The sequence below is a fragment of the Pseudomonas spartinae genome, assembly GCF_965197125.1.
Lineage (GTDB): Bacteria > Pseudomonadota > Gammaproteobacteria > Pseudomonadales > Pseudomonadaceae > Aquipseudomonas > Aquipseudomonas composti_A.
Genome location: NZ_CBDAMB010000002.1, coordinates 1 through 16345, shown reverse-complemented (window position 1 = coordinate 16345; position 16345 = coordinate 1). Strand labels below are relative to the sequence as shown.

Annotated in this window: 17 protein-coding genes and 1 pseudogene; 11 read left to right on the top strand and 7 right to left on the bottom strand. The window is 65.0% G+C overall.

The features are described 5' to 3' along the window. Positions 1-4: 4 nt before the first annotated feature. On the bottom strand, positions 5-1702 hold the full coding sequence (gene ligB, locus ACN8M7_RS03895) for an NAD-dependent DNA ligase LigB (RefSeq protein ID WP_490259845.1): 1698 nt from the start codon (positions 1700-1702) through the stop codon (positions 5-7). Positions 1703-1792: 90 nt separating this feature from the next. Here ligB and ACN8M7_RS03890 point away from each other — a divergent pair, with 90 nt between their 5' ends. Then, on the top strand, positions 1793-2011 hold the full coding sequence (locus tag ACN8M7_RS03890) for a hypothetical protein (RefSeq protein WP_061238522.1): 219 nt from the start codon (positions 1793-1795) through the stop codon (positions 2009-2011). A 62-nt stretch (positions 2012-2073) separates the two neighbouring features. Here ACN8M7_RS03890 and metK read toward each other — a convergent pair whose 3' ends face one another. From metK to ACN8M7_RS03875, 3 genes are all read right to left on the bottom strand, one after another. Then, on the bottom strand, positions 2074-3264 hold the full coding sequence (gene metK, locus ACN8M7_RS03885) for a methionine adenosyltransferase (RefSeq protein WP_490259844.1): 1191 nt from the start codon (positions 3262-3264) through the stop codon (positions 2074-2076). Next, positions 3265-4266 carry an ArsR/SmtB family transcription factor gene (locus ACN8M7_RS03880; RefSeq protein ID WP_061238520.1) on the bottom strand — a complete coding sequence of 334 codons (1002 nt, stop codon included), beginning with the start codon at positions 4264-4266 and terminating at the stop codon, positions 3265-3267. It abuts the gene before it with no gap. 73 nt (positions 4267-4339) lie between these two features. Beyond that, on the bottom strand, positions 4340-5221 hold the full coding sequence (locus ACN8M7_RS03875) for a LysR family transcriptional regulator (RefSeq protein WP_490259843.1): 882 nt from the start codon (positions 5219-5221) through the stop codon (positions 4340-4342). 109 nt (positions 5222-5330) lie between these two features. On the opposite strand from ACN8M7_RS03875, the gene ACN8M7_RS03870 reads away from it, so the two are divergent. The 7 genes from ACN8M7_RS03870 (at position 5331) to fba (ending at position 12745) form a co-directional block, all read left to right on the top strand. Then, a complete protein-coding gene (locus ACN8M7_RS03870) occupies positions 5331-6485 on the top strand; it encodes a TDT family transporter (RefSeq protein WP_490259842.1) in 1155 nt (384 codons plus the stop codon). A 109-nt stretch (positions 6486-6594) separates the two neighbouring features. Next, on the top strand, positions 6595-8595 hold the full coding sequence (gene tkt / locus ACN8M7_RS03865) for a transketolase (RefSeq protein ID WP_490259841.1): 2001 nt from the start codon (positions 6595-6597) through the stop codon (positions 8593-8595). A gap of 104 nt (positions 8596-8699) precedes the next feature. Next, positions 8700-9755 carry an erythrose-4-phosphate dehydrogenase gene (gene epd / locus ACN8M7_RS03860; RefSeq protein WP_490259840.1) on the top strand — a complete coding sequence of 352 codons (1056 nt, stop codon included), beginning with the start codon at positions 8700-8702 and terminating at the stop codon, positions 9753-9755. Between the two features lie 12 nt (positions 9756-9767). Continuing rightward, positions 9768-10928, top strand: a complete 1161-nt coding sequence (locus ACN8M7_RS03855; protein ID WP_490259839.1) for a phosphoglycerate kinase — start codon at positions 9768-9770, stop codon at positions 10926-10928. Positions 10929-11032: 104 nt separating this feature from the next. Beyond that, the gene (locus tag ACN8M7_RS03850; RefSeq protein WP_061238514.1) at positions 11033-11218 is read left to right on the top strand and encodes a hypothetical protein; all 186 of its coding nucleotides are present in this window, start codon (positions 11033-11035) and stop codon (positions 11216-11218) included. Positions 11219-11230: 12 nt separating this feature from the next. Further along, positions 11231-11557, top strand: a complete 327-nt coding sequence (locus ACN8M7_RS03845) for an MliC family protein (protein WP_061238513.1) — start codon at positions 11231-11233, stop codon at positions 11555-11557. Positions 11558-11680: 123 nt separating this feature from the next. After that, complete coding sequence (gene fba, locus ACN8M7_RS03840) at positions 11681-12745, top strand: class II fructose-bisphosphate aldolase (protein WP_490259838.1); 1065 nt, start codon at positions 11681-11683, stop codon at positions 12743-12745. Positions 12746-12831: 86 nt separating this feature from the next. Here the strand turns inward: fba and ACN8M7_RS03835 are convergent, their stop codons facing one another. Further along, the gene (locus ACN8M7_RS03835) at positions 12832-13515 is read right to left on the bottom strand and encodes a polysaccharide lyase family 7 protein (RefSeq protein WP_490259837.1); all 684 of its coding nucleotides are present in this window, start codon (positions 13513-13515) and stop codon (positions 12832-12834) included. 359 nt (positions 13516-13874) lie between these two features. On the opposite strand from ACN8M7_RS03835, the gene ACN8M7_RS03830 reads away from it, so the two are divergent. From ACN8M7_RS03830 to ACN8M7_RS03820, 3 genes are read left to right on the top strand one after another with little or no spacing between them, the layout of a single operon-like run. After that, positions 13875-14351, top strand: a complete 477-nt coding sequence (locus tag ACN8M7_RS03830) for a hypothetical protein (protein ID WP_490259836.1) — start codon at positions 13875-13877, stop codon at positions 14349-14351. Positions 14352-14364: 13 nt separating this feature from the next. Beyond that, positions 14365-15465, top strand: coding sequence for a PQQ-dependent sugar dehydrogenase (locus ACN8M7_RS03825; protein WP_490259835.1), 1101 nt, complete (start codon positions 14365-14367; stop codon positions 15463-15465). 39 nt (positions 15466-15504) lie between these two features. Then, positions 15505-16005: a YgjP-like metallopeptidase domain-containing protein gene (locus ACN8M7_RS03820; RefSeq protein WP_490260287.1), complete on the top strand. Its 501-nt coding sequence runs from the start codon at positions 15505-15507 to the stop codon at positions 16003-16005. 42 nt (positions 16006-16047) lie between these two features. On the opposite strand, the pseudogene ACN8M7_RS03815 reads toward ACN8M7_RS03820, so the two are convergent. After that, positions 16048-16182: pseudogene (locus ACN8M7_RS03815) on the bottom strand (DUF2789 family protein); the annotation flags it as partial. Beyond that, the coding region (locus tag ACN8M7_RS03810) for an integrase core domain-containing protein (protein WP_490260286.1) at positions 16179-16345 on the bottom strand (167 nt) is incomplete at its 5' end. The gene ACN8M7_RS03810 and the pseudogene ACN8M7_RS03815, both read right to left, overlap by 4 nt.

Below are 16345 nucleotides of genomic sequence, written 5' to 3'. Positions count from 1 at the left end.
TGGATCAGCCGTGGGGTGGAGTGTCCCGGCGTTGAAAGCCCTCGACCCCGGCGCGCTGCAGTTGTGTCGCCAGCTGCTGGACCTCCGGATGGCTGAAGAACGCCAGCAGCCGCTCGGCACTCTTCTGGCTCACCCCGGGTTGGCGTAGCCATTCGGCGTGGCTGCGCGCCTGCAGAGTCGTCCAGTCATCGTCCGCACGCAGGTTCAGGCCCGGCGGGGCGCCGAGCGCCTGCAGCCATTGCTGCAGCGAGCGCTGCTGGGCCTGGGCGAAGGCGTGCTGCAACTGGGTGGCACGCCGCGCGCCGACGCCCGGCAGTTGTTGCAGTTGCTCGTTGTCGAACTCCAGCCAGTCGAGCAGGCCGTGCAGGCGCTCACCCGCCAGCAATGTGCGCCAGGTACCGGGGCCTACGCCGGGCAGGTTCAGGCCCTGCTTGCTGCTGAGCCAGGCCAGGCGGGCCTGGAATTGCTGCTGGCAGGATGGCGTACTGCGCCAGCAGCTCAGGGCGTGGTAGTCCTCGGCATGCGGTACGTCCACTTCGGCGCGTTGCTGGCTGCGCCAGACCACCTCGTCGAGGCGCGGGATGGTGAGGCCGGAGAGGCGAATGGCGACCTGATCGCCGGGGCGGATGTCCAGTTCTTGCCAGCGCTGCAGCGAGCCGACTGCGACTCGGCTGATACGCCGGTCGTCGAGCAGTACAGGCTGCAGTTCCAGCACTGGATTGATGCGGCCGGTGCGACCAATGTTGAACTTCACTCTCTGCACCACGGCCAGCGCCTGGCTGGCCGGGTATTTCCAGGCTACTGCCCAATGTGGTGGTTCGGCCTGCCAGCGCTCGCCCGCAGGCCGTTGGCCCTGACGCAGCACCACGCCATCGCTGGCGAAGGGCAGGGCACTGCGATACCAGTGCTGCCGCCATTCAGCTGCTTGCGCCAGGTTTTCGACCGGGCGGCTGTAAGTGTGGCTGTCCTGCAGGCCCAGGCGCTGCAGGACAGCCAGGCGTTCTTGCATATCGGCCGGGCCATCTGGCCAATCCCAGACGAACAGGCCAATGCCGGCCGCTTCCTCGACGGATATCGTCTGTCTTGCCATCAGTCCTGCCACTTTGCCGCGTGCGCCGGCACTGCCGTCGCGGGCCTGCTGGTGGCTGTCCAGGCGCCAGTACAGCTCGCCCTGCAGGATGGCGTTCAGCGGCTGGGGCAGTTGTTGGGGGATGGCCGGCAGTTCGCGGGCGCGAGCTGTCCAGGCCTGCCCGCTGCGTCCATCGCCGCGGCTGATGGCCTGCCGCAGGTGGCCCTGGCGATAGACCAGGGTCACGGCGACGCCGTCGACCTTGGGCTGAATCCAGGCATCGGTGCGACCGGCTAGCCACTGGCCGATGCCGGCTTCGTCGAGCTTGCGCAGGCCGGTTTGGGCTATGGGGTGAGGCAGTTCGGTGCTCGCGCCTGCCAGAGCAGCGTCTGGTGCCTGTTGCGCTTGGCCGAGACATGTCTGCCATTGGCTCAGGCGGACGCGGGCCTGATCGTAGAGCTCATCAGCAATCAGGCTGCGGCCCTGGTTATGGTAGGCGTCGTCCCAGGTGGCGAGCTGGGCCTGCAGGGCGGTCAGCTCATGCGTGGCTTGTGCGCTGGACCAGTCGGGGCAGGGTGTGGCAAGGCTCGACATGGATGCGAGCAGTGCGGCGAATGCCAGAGCGTTGCGCATGGTTCCTCCTTGAACCCTTTCGTGCTGTTGCTTTTCCTGGGGGCTGATATATTTCGCGCCCCAACTTCTACTCTAGCCAAGGAATGGTAAATGGACGTGATCGGTTTTCTCCTCGCGTTGGCAGCCTGGATCTGGTCTGTGGCGCGTGGCGTCCAGGTGTCGCTGATCTGCGTTGTGCTCAACTTCCTGTTTCCGCCCGTCTCGCAGGGGATCTTCGCCCTGTACGAGCCGCCCATGCGTGCGCCGTTGCTGTTCATGGCCATTGGGCTGGGGATGATGTATCTCGGCGGCAGTCTCCAGATTTCCTGAGGCGCACAAAGCGAAAAAGCCCCGCACTGCTCAAGCAGGCGGGGCTTTTTGGCGGGCGTCGCTTACAGGCCGGCAGCGGCGCGCAGGTCGGCAGCCTTGTCGGTGCGCTCCCAGGTGAAGGTGGTGAAGCTGTCGTCGCCGACGGTCTTGGACTGCGGCGTGCGGCCGAAGTGACCGTAGGCTGCGGTGTCCTGATACATCGGGTGCAGCAGGTCGAGCATGCGCGTGATGGCATAGGGGCGCAGGTCGAATATGTCGCGCACCAGCGCGATGATCTTGTCTTCGGCGATCTTGTGGGTGCCGAAGGTGTTGATCGAGATGGAGGTCGGCTGGGCCACGCCGATGGCGTAGGACACCTGGATCTCGCAGCGCTCGGCCAGGCCGGCGGCAACGATGTTCTTGGCCACGTAGCGGCCGGCGTAGGCAGCCGAACGGTCGACCTTGGACGGGTCCTTGCCGGAGAAGGCACCGCCGCCGTGACGGGCCATGCCGCCGTAGCTGTCGACGATGATCTTGCGCCCGGTCAGGCCGCAGTCACCCACCGGGCCGCCGATGATGAACTGGCCGGTCGGGTTGATGTGGAACTGGGTGTCGGCGTGCAGCAGTTCGGCCGGCAGCACGTGCTTGACGATCAGTTCCATCACGCCGTCGCGCAGGTCGTCGTATTTCACTTCCGGGTTGTGCTGGGTGGACAGCACGACCGCGTCGATGGCGGCGACCTTGCCGTTCTCGTAGCGGCAGGTGACCTGGGATTTGGCATCCGGGCGCAGCCACGGCAGCAGGCCGGACTTGCGCGCTTCGGCCTGGCGCTCGACCAGGCGATGCGAGAAGCAGATCGGCGCCGGCATCAGCACGTCGGTTTCGTTGCTGGCGTAGCCGAACATCAGGCCCTGGTCGCCAGCGCCCTGATCTTCCGGCTTGGCGCGGTCGACGCCCTGGTTGATGTCCGGGGACTGCTTGCCAATGATGTTGAGCACGCCGCAGGTGGCGCCGTCGAAGCCGACGTCGCTGCTGGTGTAGCCGATATCGCAGATCACGTCGCGGACGATCTGCTCCAGGTCGACCCAGGCGCTGGTGGTGACTTCGCCGGCGACGATGGCCACGCCGGTCTTGACCAGGGTTTCCACCGCCACGCGGGCGTGCTTGTCCTGGGTGATGATGGCGTCGAGCACCGCATCGGAAATCTGGTCGGCGATCTTGTCCGGATGCCCTTCGGACACGGACTCGGAAGTAAACAGGGAATATTCGCTCATCTATCGGTTCCTTTCTTGCCGGAGGCTGAAGGCGCTGTGCGCATCGGGTTTGGCAAAGTGCCGTAATTGAATCTGAAAGCCGTTTTTCAGGCCTATGTACAGGCTTTCACCGGGCGTCAGGCCGGCGGCCGTCGCCCAGTGCGCCAAGTCTTCCTGCTCGAAGCCCAGCCACAGGTCGCCGCAGGCTTCGCGCGCCCAGCTCTGGTCGTGGCTGCACAGTTCGCTGAGCAGCAGGCTGCCGCCCGGGGCGACCAGGTCAGCCAGCTTGCGAAAGGCCTCGGCCGGGGCGGCGAAGTGGTGCAGAACCATGTTCAGCACCACGCAATCGGCCGTGACTGGCGCGTCCTGCAGCGCATCGGCCAGTTTCAGCTCGACGTTGTCCAGCCCTTCGGCGGCGCAGCGCTGGCTTGCCAGTTCGAGCATAGCCGGGCTGTTGTCCAGTGCCGTGACCTGGGCAAAGCGCTGCGCCAACTCGGGCAGGAAGGCACCGTCGCCAGGGCCGATTTCCACTGCGCTGGCGCTGGGGGCGAAGTGCAGGGCATCGAGCAGGGCCAGCAGGCTGTCGCGGTACTGCGGCAGGCCGGCGATCAGGTCCTGCTGGGCCTGGAAGTTGCTTGCCATGCGGGCGAAGAAGTCGCGGCTGACGGTGGCGCGCTGCTGATGCACGGTGGCGATACGGGCCTGCACATCTGCAGGCAGCGGCAGTTCATCGATATCGTCGAGCAAGGCGGCATGCAGGCGACCGTTGGGCAGGGCGCGGCGGTAGAAGATCGCGTTGCCTTCACGGCGCGTGGCCACCAGGTCGGCCTGGGCCAGGACCTTGAGGTGGTGGCTCATGCCCGACTGGCCAATGGCGAATATCTGCGCCAGCTCCAGCACGCCGAAGGAGTCGTTGCTCAGGACGCGCAGGACGTTCAGGCGCAGCGGATCGCCGCCGGCCTTGCACAGGGCGGCGAGCTCGTCGCAGGGGTCGAATTCCAACTCAGGTGCGCGCAGGGTCATGGTGGCGCAGTCTAGTCGGTCAGTTTTCATACAGCAATACCAATATCAAAAAGTTTTGATATTGGTATTGCTGTCATTCCGACGCCTGGCTCAGCTCGAGAAATGCCGCAGGGGCCGGGCTCAGGCTGGCGCCCAGGCGCCACAGGACATGCAGCTCGCGCTCGATCTGCAGGTCCTGGACGGGCAGATGGCGCAGTTCGCCGCTGGCCAGTTCGCGCTCCACCACCCGCTGCGACAGCCAGGCAATGCCCTGGCTGTCAGCGAGCAGGCGTTTGAGCGCCTCGGTGCTGCCGATGGCCATGCCCGCGCGGGGTTCGAGCCCGTGTGCGTGGTAGGCCTGTTCGATGCTGACGCGTGCGCCGGAGCCCGGCTCGCGCATGTACAGCGGGTAGTCCTGCAGTTGCACTGCCATGAGCCTAGGGCTGGCGACCAGCGGGTGGTGCGGCGCAACCACCGGGAGCAGGGCGTCGCGCGCCAGCAGGCGATGGGCATAGTCGGCGTGTGCGAAGGGGCCTTCGACGAAACCGAGGCTGATGCGGCCTTCGTCCAGTTGCCGGGTCACCACGTCGGTATTGCTCACTTCCAGGCTGACGAATATCTGTGGGTGCAGGGCGCGAAAGCGGGTGAGCAGGGGGGGCAGCAGGTAGGAGCCGAGCGTGGCGCTGGCACCCAGGTGCAGTTCGCCCTGCTCGAGTTGGGCGAAGTCTCGCAGATCACGTTCGGCGGCACGTTCCAGGCTGAAGATGCGCTGGGCGTAGTCGAGCAGGCGCAGCCCGCCTTCGGTCAGTTGTACGCCTCGCGGCAGGCGGTCGAACAGGCGCAGGTCGAGGCTGGCCTCGAGGTCGCGAATCTCCCGGGTGACCGCAGGCTGGCTGATATGCAGGCGTTCGGCGCCGGCGCTGATGCTGCCGGCGTCTGCCACGGCAAGGAAGACTTTGAGGTGATGAAGGTTCATGAGCATGCATAAACAAAAGGCATTCATTAGATGCTGAATATGTATTTTTCATATGGCAAGCCAATTCTTAACCTTGAGCTGTCACTCATCTCACGGGACAACTCGATTCATGCTGCGCCCTTTCAGTCGCCTGCCCGAGCCGCTCGCCTTCATTCGTCACTTCACGCCCAACTGGTTCGCCATGACCATGGGGACCGGTGTGCTGGCGCTGGTGATCGGCCATCTGCCCTGGCAGCTGCCAGCCCTGGCGATGCTGGCCGAAGGGTTGTGGTTCTTCGCCGTGGCGTTGTTCGCCCTGTTCAGCCTCCTGCTCCTGCTGCGCCTGGCGCTGTTTGGCGACACCGTCTGGCCGATGCTGCTGCATCCGGTGCAGTCGATGTTCCTCGGTGCCATCCCGATGGGCCTGGCGGTGCTGATCAAGGGGCTGTTGCTGTTCGGCGTGCCGCGCTGGGGTGACGGCGTCTATGCGCTGGCCCATGCCCTGTGGTGGCTGAATGCGGGGCTGGCGCTGCTCGGTGCCTTGCTGGTGCCCTATCTGATGTTCACCCGGCAGCATCATGCGCTGGAAAAACTGACCGCAGTCTGGCTGCTACCTATCGTCGCACCCGAGGTGGTCGCCAGCTCGGCGGGGGCGCTGGCGCCGCACCTGGACGCAGCGGCTGCGCAGCAACTGCTGGTGGTGGGGTTCGTGCTGTGGGGGCTGTCGCTGTCGCTGGCCTTCTCGCTGATCACCCTGGTGCTGCTGCGCCTGGCCTTGCACAAATTGCCGGATACCGACTTTGCCGCTACCAGCTGGCTGCCCCTGGGGCCGCTGGCCACCGGCTGCCTGGGGCTGCTGAGCATGGGCCAGGCAGCGCCGCTGGCTTTCGCCGGTACGCCTCTGGTCAGTGCCGCCGAGCTGGCCCGCGATCTTGGCCTGATCGGCGGCCTGGCGCTGTGGGGCGCGGGGCTCTGGTGGTTGGTGATCGCGACCCTGTTCACTCGCCATTACATCCGCGACAACATGCCGTTCAACCTCGGCTGGTGGGGCTTTACCTTCCCGCTGGGAGTGTTCGCCCTGGCGACCTTCGAGCTGCAGGCGCTGACCGGGCTGGCCTTCTTCGCTCTGGTCGGGCTGGTGCTGGCTGTCCAGCTGGCCGCCGTGTGGGCGCTGGTGTTCAGTCGCACGCTCGCCGGCGTCTGGCATGGCGAGTTGTTCCAGGCGCCGTGCCTGGGCGGGCCGGGCAGCCCTGCGGTGAGCGTTCTGAGCGAGCAAACCAGCTGATTTGCGCTCTACGACTATCTGTCATTGCCCCACGGGGCCCGGCTGGGCGAAAATGGCACCCTTTTTTCGCCCCCTTCATTCAGAAGCAGCCCCCGTAGGAGATTCAGCGATGCCCAGCCGTCGTGAGCGAGCCAATGCCATTCGTGCCCTCAGCATGGATGCTGTGCAGAAAGCCAACAGCGGCCACCCCGGTGCCCCCATGGGCATGGCGGACATCGCCGAAGTGCTGTGGCGCGACTTCCTCAAGCACAACCCGAGCAACCCGAACTTCGCCGATCGTGACCGCTTCGTGCTGTCCAACGGCCATGGTTCGATGCTGATCTACTCGCTGCTGCACCTGACCGGTTACGACCTGTCGATCGACGATCTGCAGAACTTCCGTCAGCTGCACAGCAAGACTCCGGGCCACCCAGAGTACGGCTACACCCCAGGCGTCGAGACCACCACTGGCCCGCTCGGCCAGGGCATCGCCAACGCCGTCGGTTTCGCCATCGCCGAAAAGGTGCTGGGCGCGCAGTTCAACCGTGAAGGCCACGCTATCGTCGACCACAACACCTACGTGTTCCTCGGTGACGGCTGCATGATGGAAGGCATCAGCCATGAAGTCTGCTCGCTGGCCGGTACCCTGGGCCTGGGCAAGCTGGTCGCCTTCTACGACGACAACGGCATCTCCATCGACGGTGAAGTCGAGGGCTGGTTCACCGATGACACGCCGAAGCGCTTCGAAGCCTACGGCTGGCAGGTGATCCGCAACGTCGACGGCCATGATGCCGAAGAGATCAAGATGGCCATCGAGACCGCGCGCAAGAGCGTGGATCAGCCGACCCTGATCTGCTGCAAGACCACCATCGGCTTCGGTTCGCCGAACAAGGGCGGCAAGGAAGAGTGCCACGGCGCGCCGCTGGGCAATGACGAGATCGCTCTGACCCGCGCCGCGCTGGGCTGGAACCATGGCCCGTTCGAAATTCCTGCCGAGATCTACGCCGAGTGGGACGCCAAGGCCGCCGGCGCTGCCGCCGAAGCCGCCTGGAACGACAAGTTCGCTGCCTACGCCGCCGCTTTCCCCGAGCTGGCTGCCGAGTTCAAGCGCCGCATTGCCGGTGAACTGCCGGCCGATTTCGCCGAGAAAGCCGCCGCCTACATCAAGGACGTCGCCGAGAAGGGCGAAACCATCGCCAGCCGCAAGGCCAGCCAGAATGCGCTGAATGCCTTCGGTCCGCTGCTGCCGGAGTTCCTCGGCGGTTCCGCCGACCTGGCCGGCTCCAACCTGACCCTGTGGAAGGGCTGCAAGGGTGTGTCTGCCGAAGACGCTTCCGGCAACTACATGTTCTACGGCGTGCGCGAATTCGGCATGAGCGCGATCATGAACGGTATCGCCCTGCACGGCGGCTTCGTGCCCTACGGTGCGACCTTCCTGATCTTCATGGAATACGCGCGCAACGCCGTGCGCATGTCCGCGCTGATGAAGAAACGCGTGCTGTACGTGTTCACCCACGACTCCATCGGCCTGGGCGAAGACGGCCCGACTCACCAGCCGATCGAGCAGCTGGCCAGCCTGCGTGGCACGCCGAACCTCGACACCTGGCGTCCGGCCGATGCCGTGGAGTCCGCCGTGGCCTGGAAATACGCCATCGAGCGCGCCGACGGCCCGAGCGCCCTGGTGTTCAGCCGCCAGAACCTGCCGCACCAGCCGCGTGATGCCCAGCAGCTGGCTGACGTCGCGCGCGGTGGCTACGTGCTCAAGGACTGCGGCGGCGAGCCGGAGCTGATCCTGATCGCCACCGGTTCGGAAGTCGGCCTGGCCGTTGCCGCCTACGACAAGCTGACTGCCGCCGGTCGCAAGGTGCGCGTGGTATCGATGCCGTCGACCAGCGTGTTCGACCAGCAGGACGCCGCCTACAAGCAGGACGTGCTGCCGCTGCAGGTCGGTGCGCGCATCGCCATCGAGGCCTCGCACGCCGATTACTGGTACAAGTACGTCGGTCTGGAAGGTCGCATCATCGGCATGACCAGCTTCGGCGAGTCGGCCCCGGCTCCGGCGCTGTTCGAGGAGTTTGGCTTCACCGTCGACAACGTGGTCGGCACCGCCGAAGAACTGCTCGACGCCTAAGCGAGAGCGACGCCGTAGGGCGGGTGACGCTGTTTTCACCCGCCGTTACACCGACGGTGGATCGATGAAGCGCGATCCACCCTACGGATCATACGAGACCGCCCATGTCCAATCGCCCTTATCGTGTCGCCCTCAACGGCTACGGCCGCATTGGCCGTTGCGTGCTGCGTGCGCTGCACGAGCGTGGCAATGCCGCGGGCCTGGAAATCGTCGCGCTGAACGATCTGGCCGACCAGGCCAGCATCGAATACCTGACCCGCTTCGACTCTACCCACGGGCGTTTTCCCGGCGAGGTGAAGGTCGATGGCGACTGCCTGCATATCAACGGCGACTGCGTGAAGGTCTTGCGCCAGAGCGAACCCGAGGGTATCGACTGGGCTGGGCTGGACATCGATCTGTTGCTGGAATGCTCCGGGCAGTACGTAACCCGTGACCAGGCGCAGCGTTTCATCGACGCTGGTGCGCCGCGCGTGCTGCTGTCGCAGCCGATGGCCAGCGAGGCGGATATCGACGCCACCATCGTCTATGGCGTCAATCAGGATGGCCTGACGGGCAGCGAGCGGCTGGTGTCGAATGCGTCCTGTACCACCAACTGCGGCGTGCCGCTGTTGAAACTTCTCGATGAGGTGGTGGGTCTGGAGTACGTCTCCATTACCACCATTCACTCGGCGATGAACGACCAACCCGTGATCGATGCCTACCACCACGAAGACCTGCGCCGCACGCGCTCGGCCTTCCAGTCGGTGATCCCGGTGTCCACCGGCCTGGCGCGTGGTATCGAGCGCCTGCTGCCGGAGTTGGCCGGGCGTATTCAGGCCAAGGCCATTCGCGTACCGACGGTGAACGTCTCCTGCCTGGACATCACCCTGCAGACCGCGCGCGACACCTCTGCCGAGGAAATCAACCGCGTGCTGCGACAGGCGGCGCACAGCGGCCCGCTCAAGGGGCTGCTGGCGTATACCGAGCTGCCGCACGCCAGCTGCGACTTCAACCATGATCCGCACTCGGCCATCGTCGACGGTAGCCAGACCCGCGTGTCCGGCCCGCGCCTGGTCAACCTGCTGGCCTGGTTCGACAACGAGTGGGGGTTCGCCAACCGCATGCTCGATGTCGCCGAACATTTTCTCCTGCAAGCCAATAAAGCCAATCCTGCTCCGTGAAGGACTGAATCTATGACCGTTCTGAAGATGACCGAACTCGACCTCGCTGGTAAGCGCGTGCTGATCCGCGAAGACCTCAACGTCCCGGTGAAAGATGGCGTGGTCAAGAGCGACGCGCGCATCCTCGCCTCCCTGCCGACCATCAAGCTGGCGCTGGAGAAGGGCGCAGCCGTGCTGGTCTGCTCGCACCTGGGCCGCCCGGAAGAGGGCGTCTACAGCGAGGAAGACAGCCTGGCGCCGGTCGCGGCCTACCTGAGCAAGGCGCTCGGTCGTGACGTGCCGCTGGTCAAGGACTACCTCGGCGGTGTCGAGGTCAAGGCCGGCGAGCTGGTGCTGCTGGAGAACGTACGCTTCAACAAGGGCGAGAAGAAGAACACCGATGAGCTGGCCCAGCAGTACGCCGCCCTGTGCGACGTGTTCGTGATGGACGCCTTCGGCACCGCCCACCGCGCCCAGGGTTCGACCCATGGCGTGGCCAAGTTCGCCAAGGTGGCCTGCGCCGGCCCGCTGCTGGCCGCCGAGCTGGATGCCCTGGGTAAGGCTCTGGACAAGCCGGCCCGGCCGATGCTGGCCATCGTCGCCGGCTCCAAGGTGTCGACCAAGCTCGACGTGCTCAACTCCCTGGCCGATATCTGCGACTCGCTGATCGTCGGTGGCGGTATCGCCAACACCTTCCTCGCCGCTGCCGGCCTGCCGGTGGGCAAGTCGCTGTACGAGGCCGATCTGGTCGACACCGCCAAGGCCATCGCGGCCAAGGTCAGCGTGCCGCTGCCGGTCGACGTGGTAGTGGCCAAGGCTTTCGCCGAAGACGCCGAAGCCACCGTCAAGGCGGTCAAGGACGTGGCCGAGGACGACATGATCCTCGACATCGGCCCGCAGACCGCCAAGCAGTTCGCCGAGATGCTCAAGGCTTCGCAGACCGTCCTGTGGAACGGCCCGGTCGGGGTGTTCGAGTTCGATCAGTTCGGTAACGGCACCAAGGCCCTGGCCCTGGCCATCGCCGAAAGCCCGGCGTTCTCCATCGCCGGTGGTGGCGATACCCTGGCGGCCATCGACAAGTACGGCGTAGCCGACAAGATTTCCTACATTTCCACCGGTGGTGGTGCCTTCCTCGAGTTCGTCGAGGGCAAGGTGCTGCCGGCCGTGGAAGTGCTGGAGCAGCGCGCCAAGTAAAGGCCTGCTAGGGTGAAGCGACTCACCCTGCGCCCTGGCTGATTAAACCCTGACGCGAACGGGTGGTCTGTAGAAAACCGGATCATCGAACAAGGAGTCGTGTCATGGACAAGTTAGCCGCCTTGAGCGTCATTGGTATGTTGCTGGCCGGTTGTGCCAGCGGTGGTCGGGAGGCCGCCTGCGAGGTATTCAGCCCTGCGCAGATCGAAACCCCGACCACTCAGGATGATCAACGTGTTGATGAAAGCACTGGCCAGTCCGCTGGCCCAGCGCCGGAACAGCGTTGCTGACGAGGAGAAACAATGATCGGGATCAGACTCGCGGGGCTCGCTGCTAGCGCTCTGTTGCTTGCGGCCTGCAGCAGTCAGCCGCAGGTGTCGGATCAGTGGAATCGCTGGGTGTGCGACAGCCAGGCCGAGGTGTTGTGGCGTTTTGCCAATGGCAGCGCCGACCAGGTGGATGTGCGCCTGGGTGGCGATGACATCGTCCACCGCCTGACCCAGGAACCTGCTGCATCCGGCGCGCTGTACAGCGACGGGCGCCTGTCCTTCCACACCAAGGGTGAGGAAGGGCTGGTCTACTGGACCGCCACCGATGACCTGATCGGCCGCGGCTGCAAGGCTCCGTAACACCTTCGGCGATGCCGAGACGAGCTGTGGGCGCAGGCCCCGGCTCGACGAAACTTGAACAACGTCGGCCCCTGCGGCAGGCTTGCACGACTAACGAACTCCAAATTGGGAGACAGTGACACCATGGCACTTATCAGCATGCGCCAGATGCTCGACCACGCCGCCGAATTCGGCTACGGCGTGCCGGCCTTCAACGTCAACAACCTCGAGCAGATGCGCGCCATCATGGAAGCCGCCGACAAGACCGATTCGCCGGTCATCGTCCAGGCCTCCGCTGGTGCCCGCAAGTACGCCGGTGCGCCGTTCCTGCGCCACCTGATCCTGGCTGCCATCGAAGAATTCCCGCACATCCCGGTGTGCATGCACCAGGACCACGGTACCAGCCCTGACGTCTGCCAGCGCTCCATCCAGCTGGGTTTCTCCTCGGTGATGATGGACGGCTCGCTCAAGGAAGACGGCAAGACCCCGGCCGACTACGACTACAACGTTCGCGTGACCCAGCAGACCGTGGCCTTCGCCCACGCTTGTGGTGTCTCCGTCGAAGGCGAGTTGGGTTGCCTGGGCAGCCTGGAAACCGGTATGGCCGGAGAAGAAGACGGCGTTGGCGCCGAAGGTGTGCTGGACCACAGCCAACTGCTGACCGACCCGGAAGAAGCCGCTGCCTTCGTCAAGGCTACCCAGGTCGATGCGCTGGCCATCGCCATCGGCACCAGCCACGGCGCCTACAAGTTCACCAAGCCGCCAACCGGCGACGTGCTCTCCATCGAGCGCATCAAGGAAATCCACAAGCGCATCCCCAACACCCACCTGGTGATGCACGGTTCTTCCTCCGTTCCGCAGGAATGGCTGAAGGTGATCAACGAATTCGGCGGCGACATCAAGGAAACCTACGGTGTGCCGGTCGAGGAAATCGTCGAAGGCATCAAGCACGGCGTGCGCAAGGTCAATATCGACACCGACCTGCGCCTGGCCTCCACCGGCGCGATCCGCCGCATGATGGCCGAGCACCCGAGCGAGTTCGACCCGCGCAAGTTCTTCGCCAAGACCATCGTTGCCATGCGTGACATCTGCATTGCGCGCTACGAAGCCTTTGGCACTGCCGGAAACGCCTCGAAAATCAAGCCGGTGTCCCTGGAAGGCATGTTCCAGCGCTACGCCAGCGGCGAGCTCAACGCCAAGGTCAACTGATCCGCGGCGGGCGCAGGCCTGCAGCGCTCAGCTGAAAGCCGCGACTGCGCAAGCGTCGCGGCTTTTTCATGCCTGGCGTTCGGGGCTCAGGGCGCTGCGCTGAGTAGCGCGCGATGTTCGATGCTCAACTGGTCGAAACGGGCGGCGCCGGCTTCGGTTTCGTAGCCGGTGTTGTCCTGGGTGTAGACGCCGGCCTTGAAGTACAGCGGTTTTGCCGCCCAGGAGGAATCCAGGCGGGTGCTCCAACGGGTCCTGTCAAGGTCGATCACCAGGGTGCCGTCGGGCTTGAGGTTGATCGCATAGCTGAACGCCTGACCGAGCACGATGCCGCTGACTACGGTGATCGTCTGAATCTCGGCGGTCGGTGTCATGCGCACCTTGGCGACGATGTTGCCGCTGGCGGTCTTGGTCTTGTACTGGTACTCCAGCTTGAGTAGCGGCATCGAGCTCTGGTAGGCGTGGATCTGGCCAATGACGATCTTGCCGGTCGAGGGCACCTGGTTGACGCTGAGGGCGGCCCGCAGGAAATGATCGGCGCTCGGATAGGTCCAGTTGCGCAGGCGACCATCGGAATAGGTCTCACGCAGCTCGCAGCGGGGGTACTTGGCGCTTTCGGTGGTGGTGCCATTGACCGGCGCCCAGAAGAAGATGGCGCCATCCTTGGACTGGAAGTAGTGGTCCTGATAGCCACCAGCCAGAACTCGGGTTTCGATGGTGGTCGCGGGGACGCCGACCGGGATGCTGAGGTTCCACATGGCGAGTTCGATCATGTTCAAAGCTCCTGAAAGACGGAAACTTCTGTCGGGGCGCATCTCATCCAGGAGTCAGTAACGGCTTACTTGGCGTTCCGGCCAGTGACGCGCGAGCGAGAAGGTGGCTGTCACGAGCGGTGGGTGTGCTCGTGGCGCGCTCTATAACGGCAGCCCGGGTGAAAGCCTGATAACCGTCTGTCGTATTATTGGCGCCAATATAAAGTCATTATCATTGGCGTTTTCGCTCCGCTGCGCAGTCCTAACTGGCGCGGCTGGTGCGCCGTCCGTCACAGGTAAAACCCTGTAAAACACCTGGGGCATAACGGCCGGTGGGGTGCGCCATAATTCGTGCACTGTCGTTCCGGGAACTGCCCTCCATGTCCAGCAAGCCGCGCCTGTTGCTCGCTTTCATCCTCGCCGTGTTGCTGGCCTCGCTGCTTGCCTCGATCTTCCAGACCCAGACCAACCTTGCCGCGCTGCAGGCGCTGGGTGCGCCGATGCCGCTGGATGTGCGCGTCGGCACCACGTGCCTGGATCTGCTCGGTTTCGCCCCGACTTTCGCCTTGCTCAGTGCATTGGGATTTCTTCTCGCCTTGCCGCTGGCAGCCGGGTTGGCGCGGCGCATGCCGGCGTTGCGTTGGCTGATCTTCGTGCTGGCTGGTGCGGCCGCGATCTGGACGGCCCTGGCCCTGGCCAATGCGTTGGCGCCGATGCCGACCCTGATCGCTGCCGACCGCGACCCCTTCGGTACGCTCGGGCTGATGGCCTGCGGCAGCGTTGGTGCGCTGTTGTTCGGTCTGCTCGGCCGGCGTGTGCGCTACCGGGTGCAGCCGACTTCTTCCGACTCCCTGTGACAAGGCGCTATCCATGTTGAGATGCTCTCGCGCGCTGCTGCTCGGCGCCCTGTTGGTCAGCACGCCGCTGCTGGCCCTGGACTACCGTGTCGAAACCCTCAGCGAGGGGCTGGAGAATCCCTGGGCGCTGGCCTTTCTGCCCGATGGGCGCATGCTGGTCACCGAGCGTGTCGGGCGTTTGCGTATCGTCGAAGCCGATGGCCGTGTCGACCCCGAACCGGTGGCGGGCCTGCCCGAAGCGTTCATCGCTGCCCAGGCCGGGCTGATGGAGGTGGCACTGGACCCGGACTACGGTGAAAACCGCTGGCTGTATCTGACCTATGCGCACGGCTCGCCGGAGGCCAACAACACCCGTCTGGCCCGGGCACGCCTGGTGGATGACGAGCTGCGTGACTTCGAGGTGTTGTTCACCGCCCAGCCGCTCAAGGCCGGGGCCGCGCATTACGGTGGACGTATCGCCTTTCTCGCCGACAAGACCCTGGTGCTGACCCTGGGCGACGGTTTCGACTGGCGTGAGCAGGCGCAGAACCCCGCCAACCACCTGGGCAAGATCGTGCGCCTCAACCGCGACGGCAGCGTGCCGTCGGACAACCCACTGGTCGGCCAGCAAGGCGCTGCGCCGGAGATCTACAGCCTCGGCCATCGCAACGTGCAGGGCATCTTCTTCGATGCCGAGCACGAGCGCCTGTACAGCCACGAGCACGGGCCGCGCGGCGGGGACGAACTCAACCTGATCGAGGCCGGCAACAACTACGGCTGGCCGCTGGCAACCTTCGGCATCGACTACACCGGCGCGCGTATCAGCCCCTACACCGAGCTGCCGGGGCTGACCGCGCCGCTGCTGCACTGGACGCCGTCGGTGGCGCCGTCGAGCCTGACGCTGTATCGCGGCGAGCGCTTCCCCGACTGGCAGGGCGACCTGTTCGTGGCCACCCTGGCCGAGCGCAGCGTGCGACGCATCCGGGTGCGTGACGGCATGCTGGCGGGGGAGGAAATTCTCTTCGAAGAGCTGGGCGAGCGGATTCGCGATGTGCGCAGTGGGCCCGACGGCGCGCTCTATCTGCTCACCGATAACCCGCAGGGGCGCCTGTTGCGCGTGGTGCCCAGCGAATAGCCTGGCATCCGTTACACTGGCGGTCCTGATGAAGACGGGATCGTAGCGTTGAAGTATCTACAGGGTTATCCGGTGGCCTTGCAGCAGCAGGTTCGTCAGCTGATCGCCGATGATCGGCTGGGCGACTACCTGGCGCAGCGCTATCCGGGCCGGCATGAGGTGCAGAGCGACAAGGCGCTTTACGGCTACGTGATGGCGCTCAAGCAGGAGCACCTGAAGAACGCGCCGGCCATCGACAAGGTGCTCTACGACAATCGCCTCGACCTCACGCACCGCGCACTGGGGCTGCACACGGCGATCTCGCGGGTGCAGGGCGGCAAGCTCAAGGCGAAGAAGGAGATTCGCGTCGCCTCGCTGTTTCGCGATGCGGCGCCGGCCTTTCTGCAGATGATCGTGGTGCACGAGCTGGCGCACCTGAAAGAGAGCGACCACAACAAGGCGTTCTACAAGCTGTGCGACCACATGCTGCCGGGCTATGCGCAGATCGAATTCGATCTGCGCATGTACCTGACCTGGCGCGAGATGACCGGCTCAGGCTGAATCGCGGGTGTGCGGCCTGGCCTCTGCGAGGCCTGGGACGTCCTAGCCGCGCAGGCGCACGTTGAGCTGGTCGACCACTTCCGCCCAGTCGGCATCCTCGAGAATTTCCTCGCGCAGGAAGGCGGCCTGCGCCGGGCTCCAGAAGGCGGCGTCGGCCAGCTTGCGATCATCGGCTAGCTGTGTAAACCCAGTACGTTGTTCAGTGGAAGCGGCGCTCTGCTGATCGGGGGCAGGTATCCGAGGCTGGCGTGCAGTCGGTGCCAGTTGTAGTGATGCAGCCAGGGCAGCAGGTGCGCTGCTCGCTGCTGTGAAGTGTCGTAGCTGCGGGCATAGGCCCATT

Coding starts and splice junctions, on each gene's coding strand:
- ACN8M7_RS03825 (WP_490259835.1), top strand. CDS start 14,365: ATGTTGAGATGCTCTCGCGCGCTGCTGCTCGGCGCCCTGTTGGTCAGC.
- ACN8M7_RS03890 (WP_061238522.1), top strand. CDS start 1,793: ATGGACGTGATCGGTTTTCTCCTCGCGTTGGCAGCCTGGATCTGGTCT.
- ACN8M7_RS03835 (WP_490259837.1), bottom strand. CDS start 13,515: ATGATCGAACTCGCCATGTGGAACCTCAGCATCCCGGTCGGCGTCCCC.
- epd (WP_490259840.1), top strand. CDS start 8,700: ATGTCCAATCGCCCTTATCGTGTCGCCCTCAACGGCTACGGCCGCATT.
- ACN8M7_RS03850 (WP_061238514.1), top strand. CDS start 11,033: ATGGACAAGTTAGCCGCCTTGAGCGTCATTGGTATGTTGCTGGCCGGT.
- ACN8M7_RS03870 (WP_490259842.1), top strand. CDS start 5,331: ATGCTGCGCCCTTTCAGTCGCCTGCCCGAGCCGCTCGCCTTCATTCGT.
- ACN8M7_RS03855 (WP_490259839.1), top strand. CDS start 9,768: ATGACCGTTCTGAAGATGACCGAACTCGACCTCGCTGGTAAGCGCGTG.
- ACN8M7_RS03830 (WP_490259836.1), top strand. CDS start 13,875: ATGTCCAGCAAGCCGCGCCTGTTGCTCGCTTTCATCCTCGCCGTGTTG.
- ACN8M7_RS03880 (WP_061238520.1), bottom strand. CDS start 4,266: ATGACCCTGCGCGCACCTGAGTTGGAATTCGACCCCTGCGACGAGCTC.
- tkt (WP_490259841.1), top strand. CDS start 6,595: ATGCCCAGCCGTCGTGAGCGAGCCAATGCCATTCGTGCCCTCAGCATG.
- fba (WP_490259838.1), top strand. CDS start 11,681: ATGGCACTTATCAGCATGCGCCAGATGCTCGACCACGCCGCCGAATTC.
- metK (WP_490259844.1), bottom strand. CDS start 3,264: ATGAGCGAATATTCCCTGTTTACTTCCGAGTCCGTGTCCGAAGGGCAT.
- ligB (WP_490259845.1), bottom strand. CDS start 1,702: ATGCGCAACGCTCTGGCATTCGCCGCACTGCTCGCATCCATGTCGAGC.
- ACN8M7_RS03845 (WP_061238513.1), top strand. CDS start 11,231: ATGATCGGGATCAGACTCGCGGGGCTCGCTGCTAGCGCTCTGTTGCTT.
- ACN8M7_RS03875 (WP_490259843.1), bottom strand. CDS start 5,221: ATGAACCTTCATCACCTCAAAGTCTTCCTTGCCGTGGCAGACGCCGGC.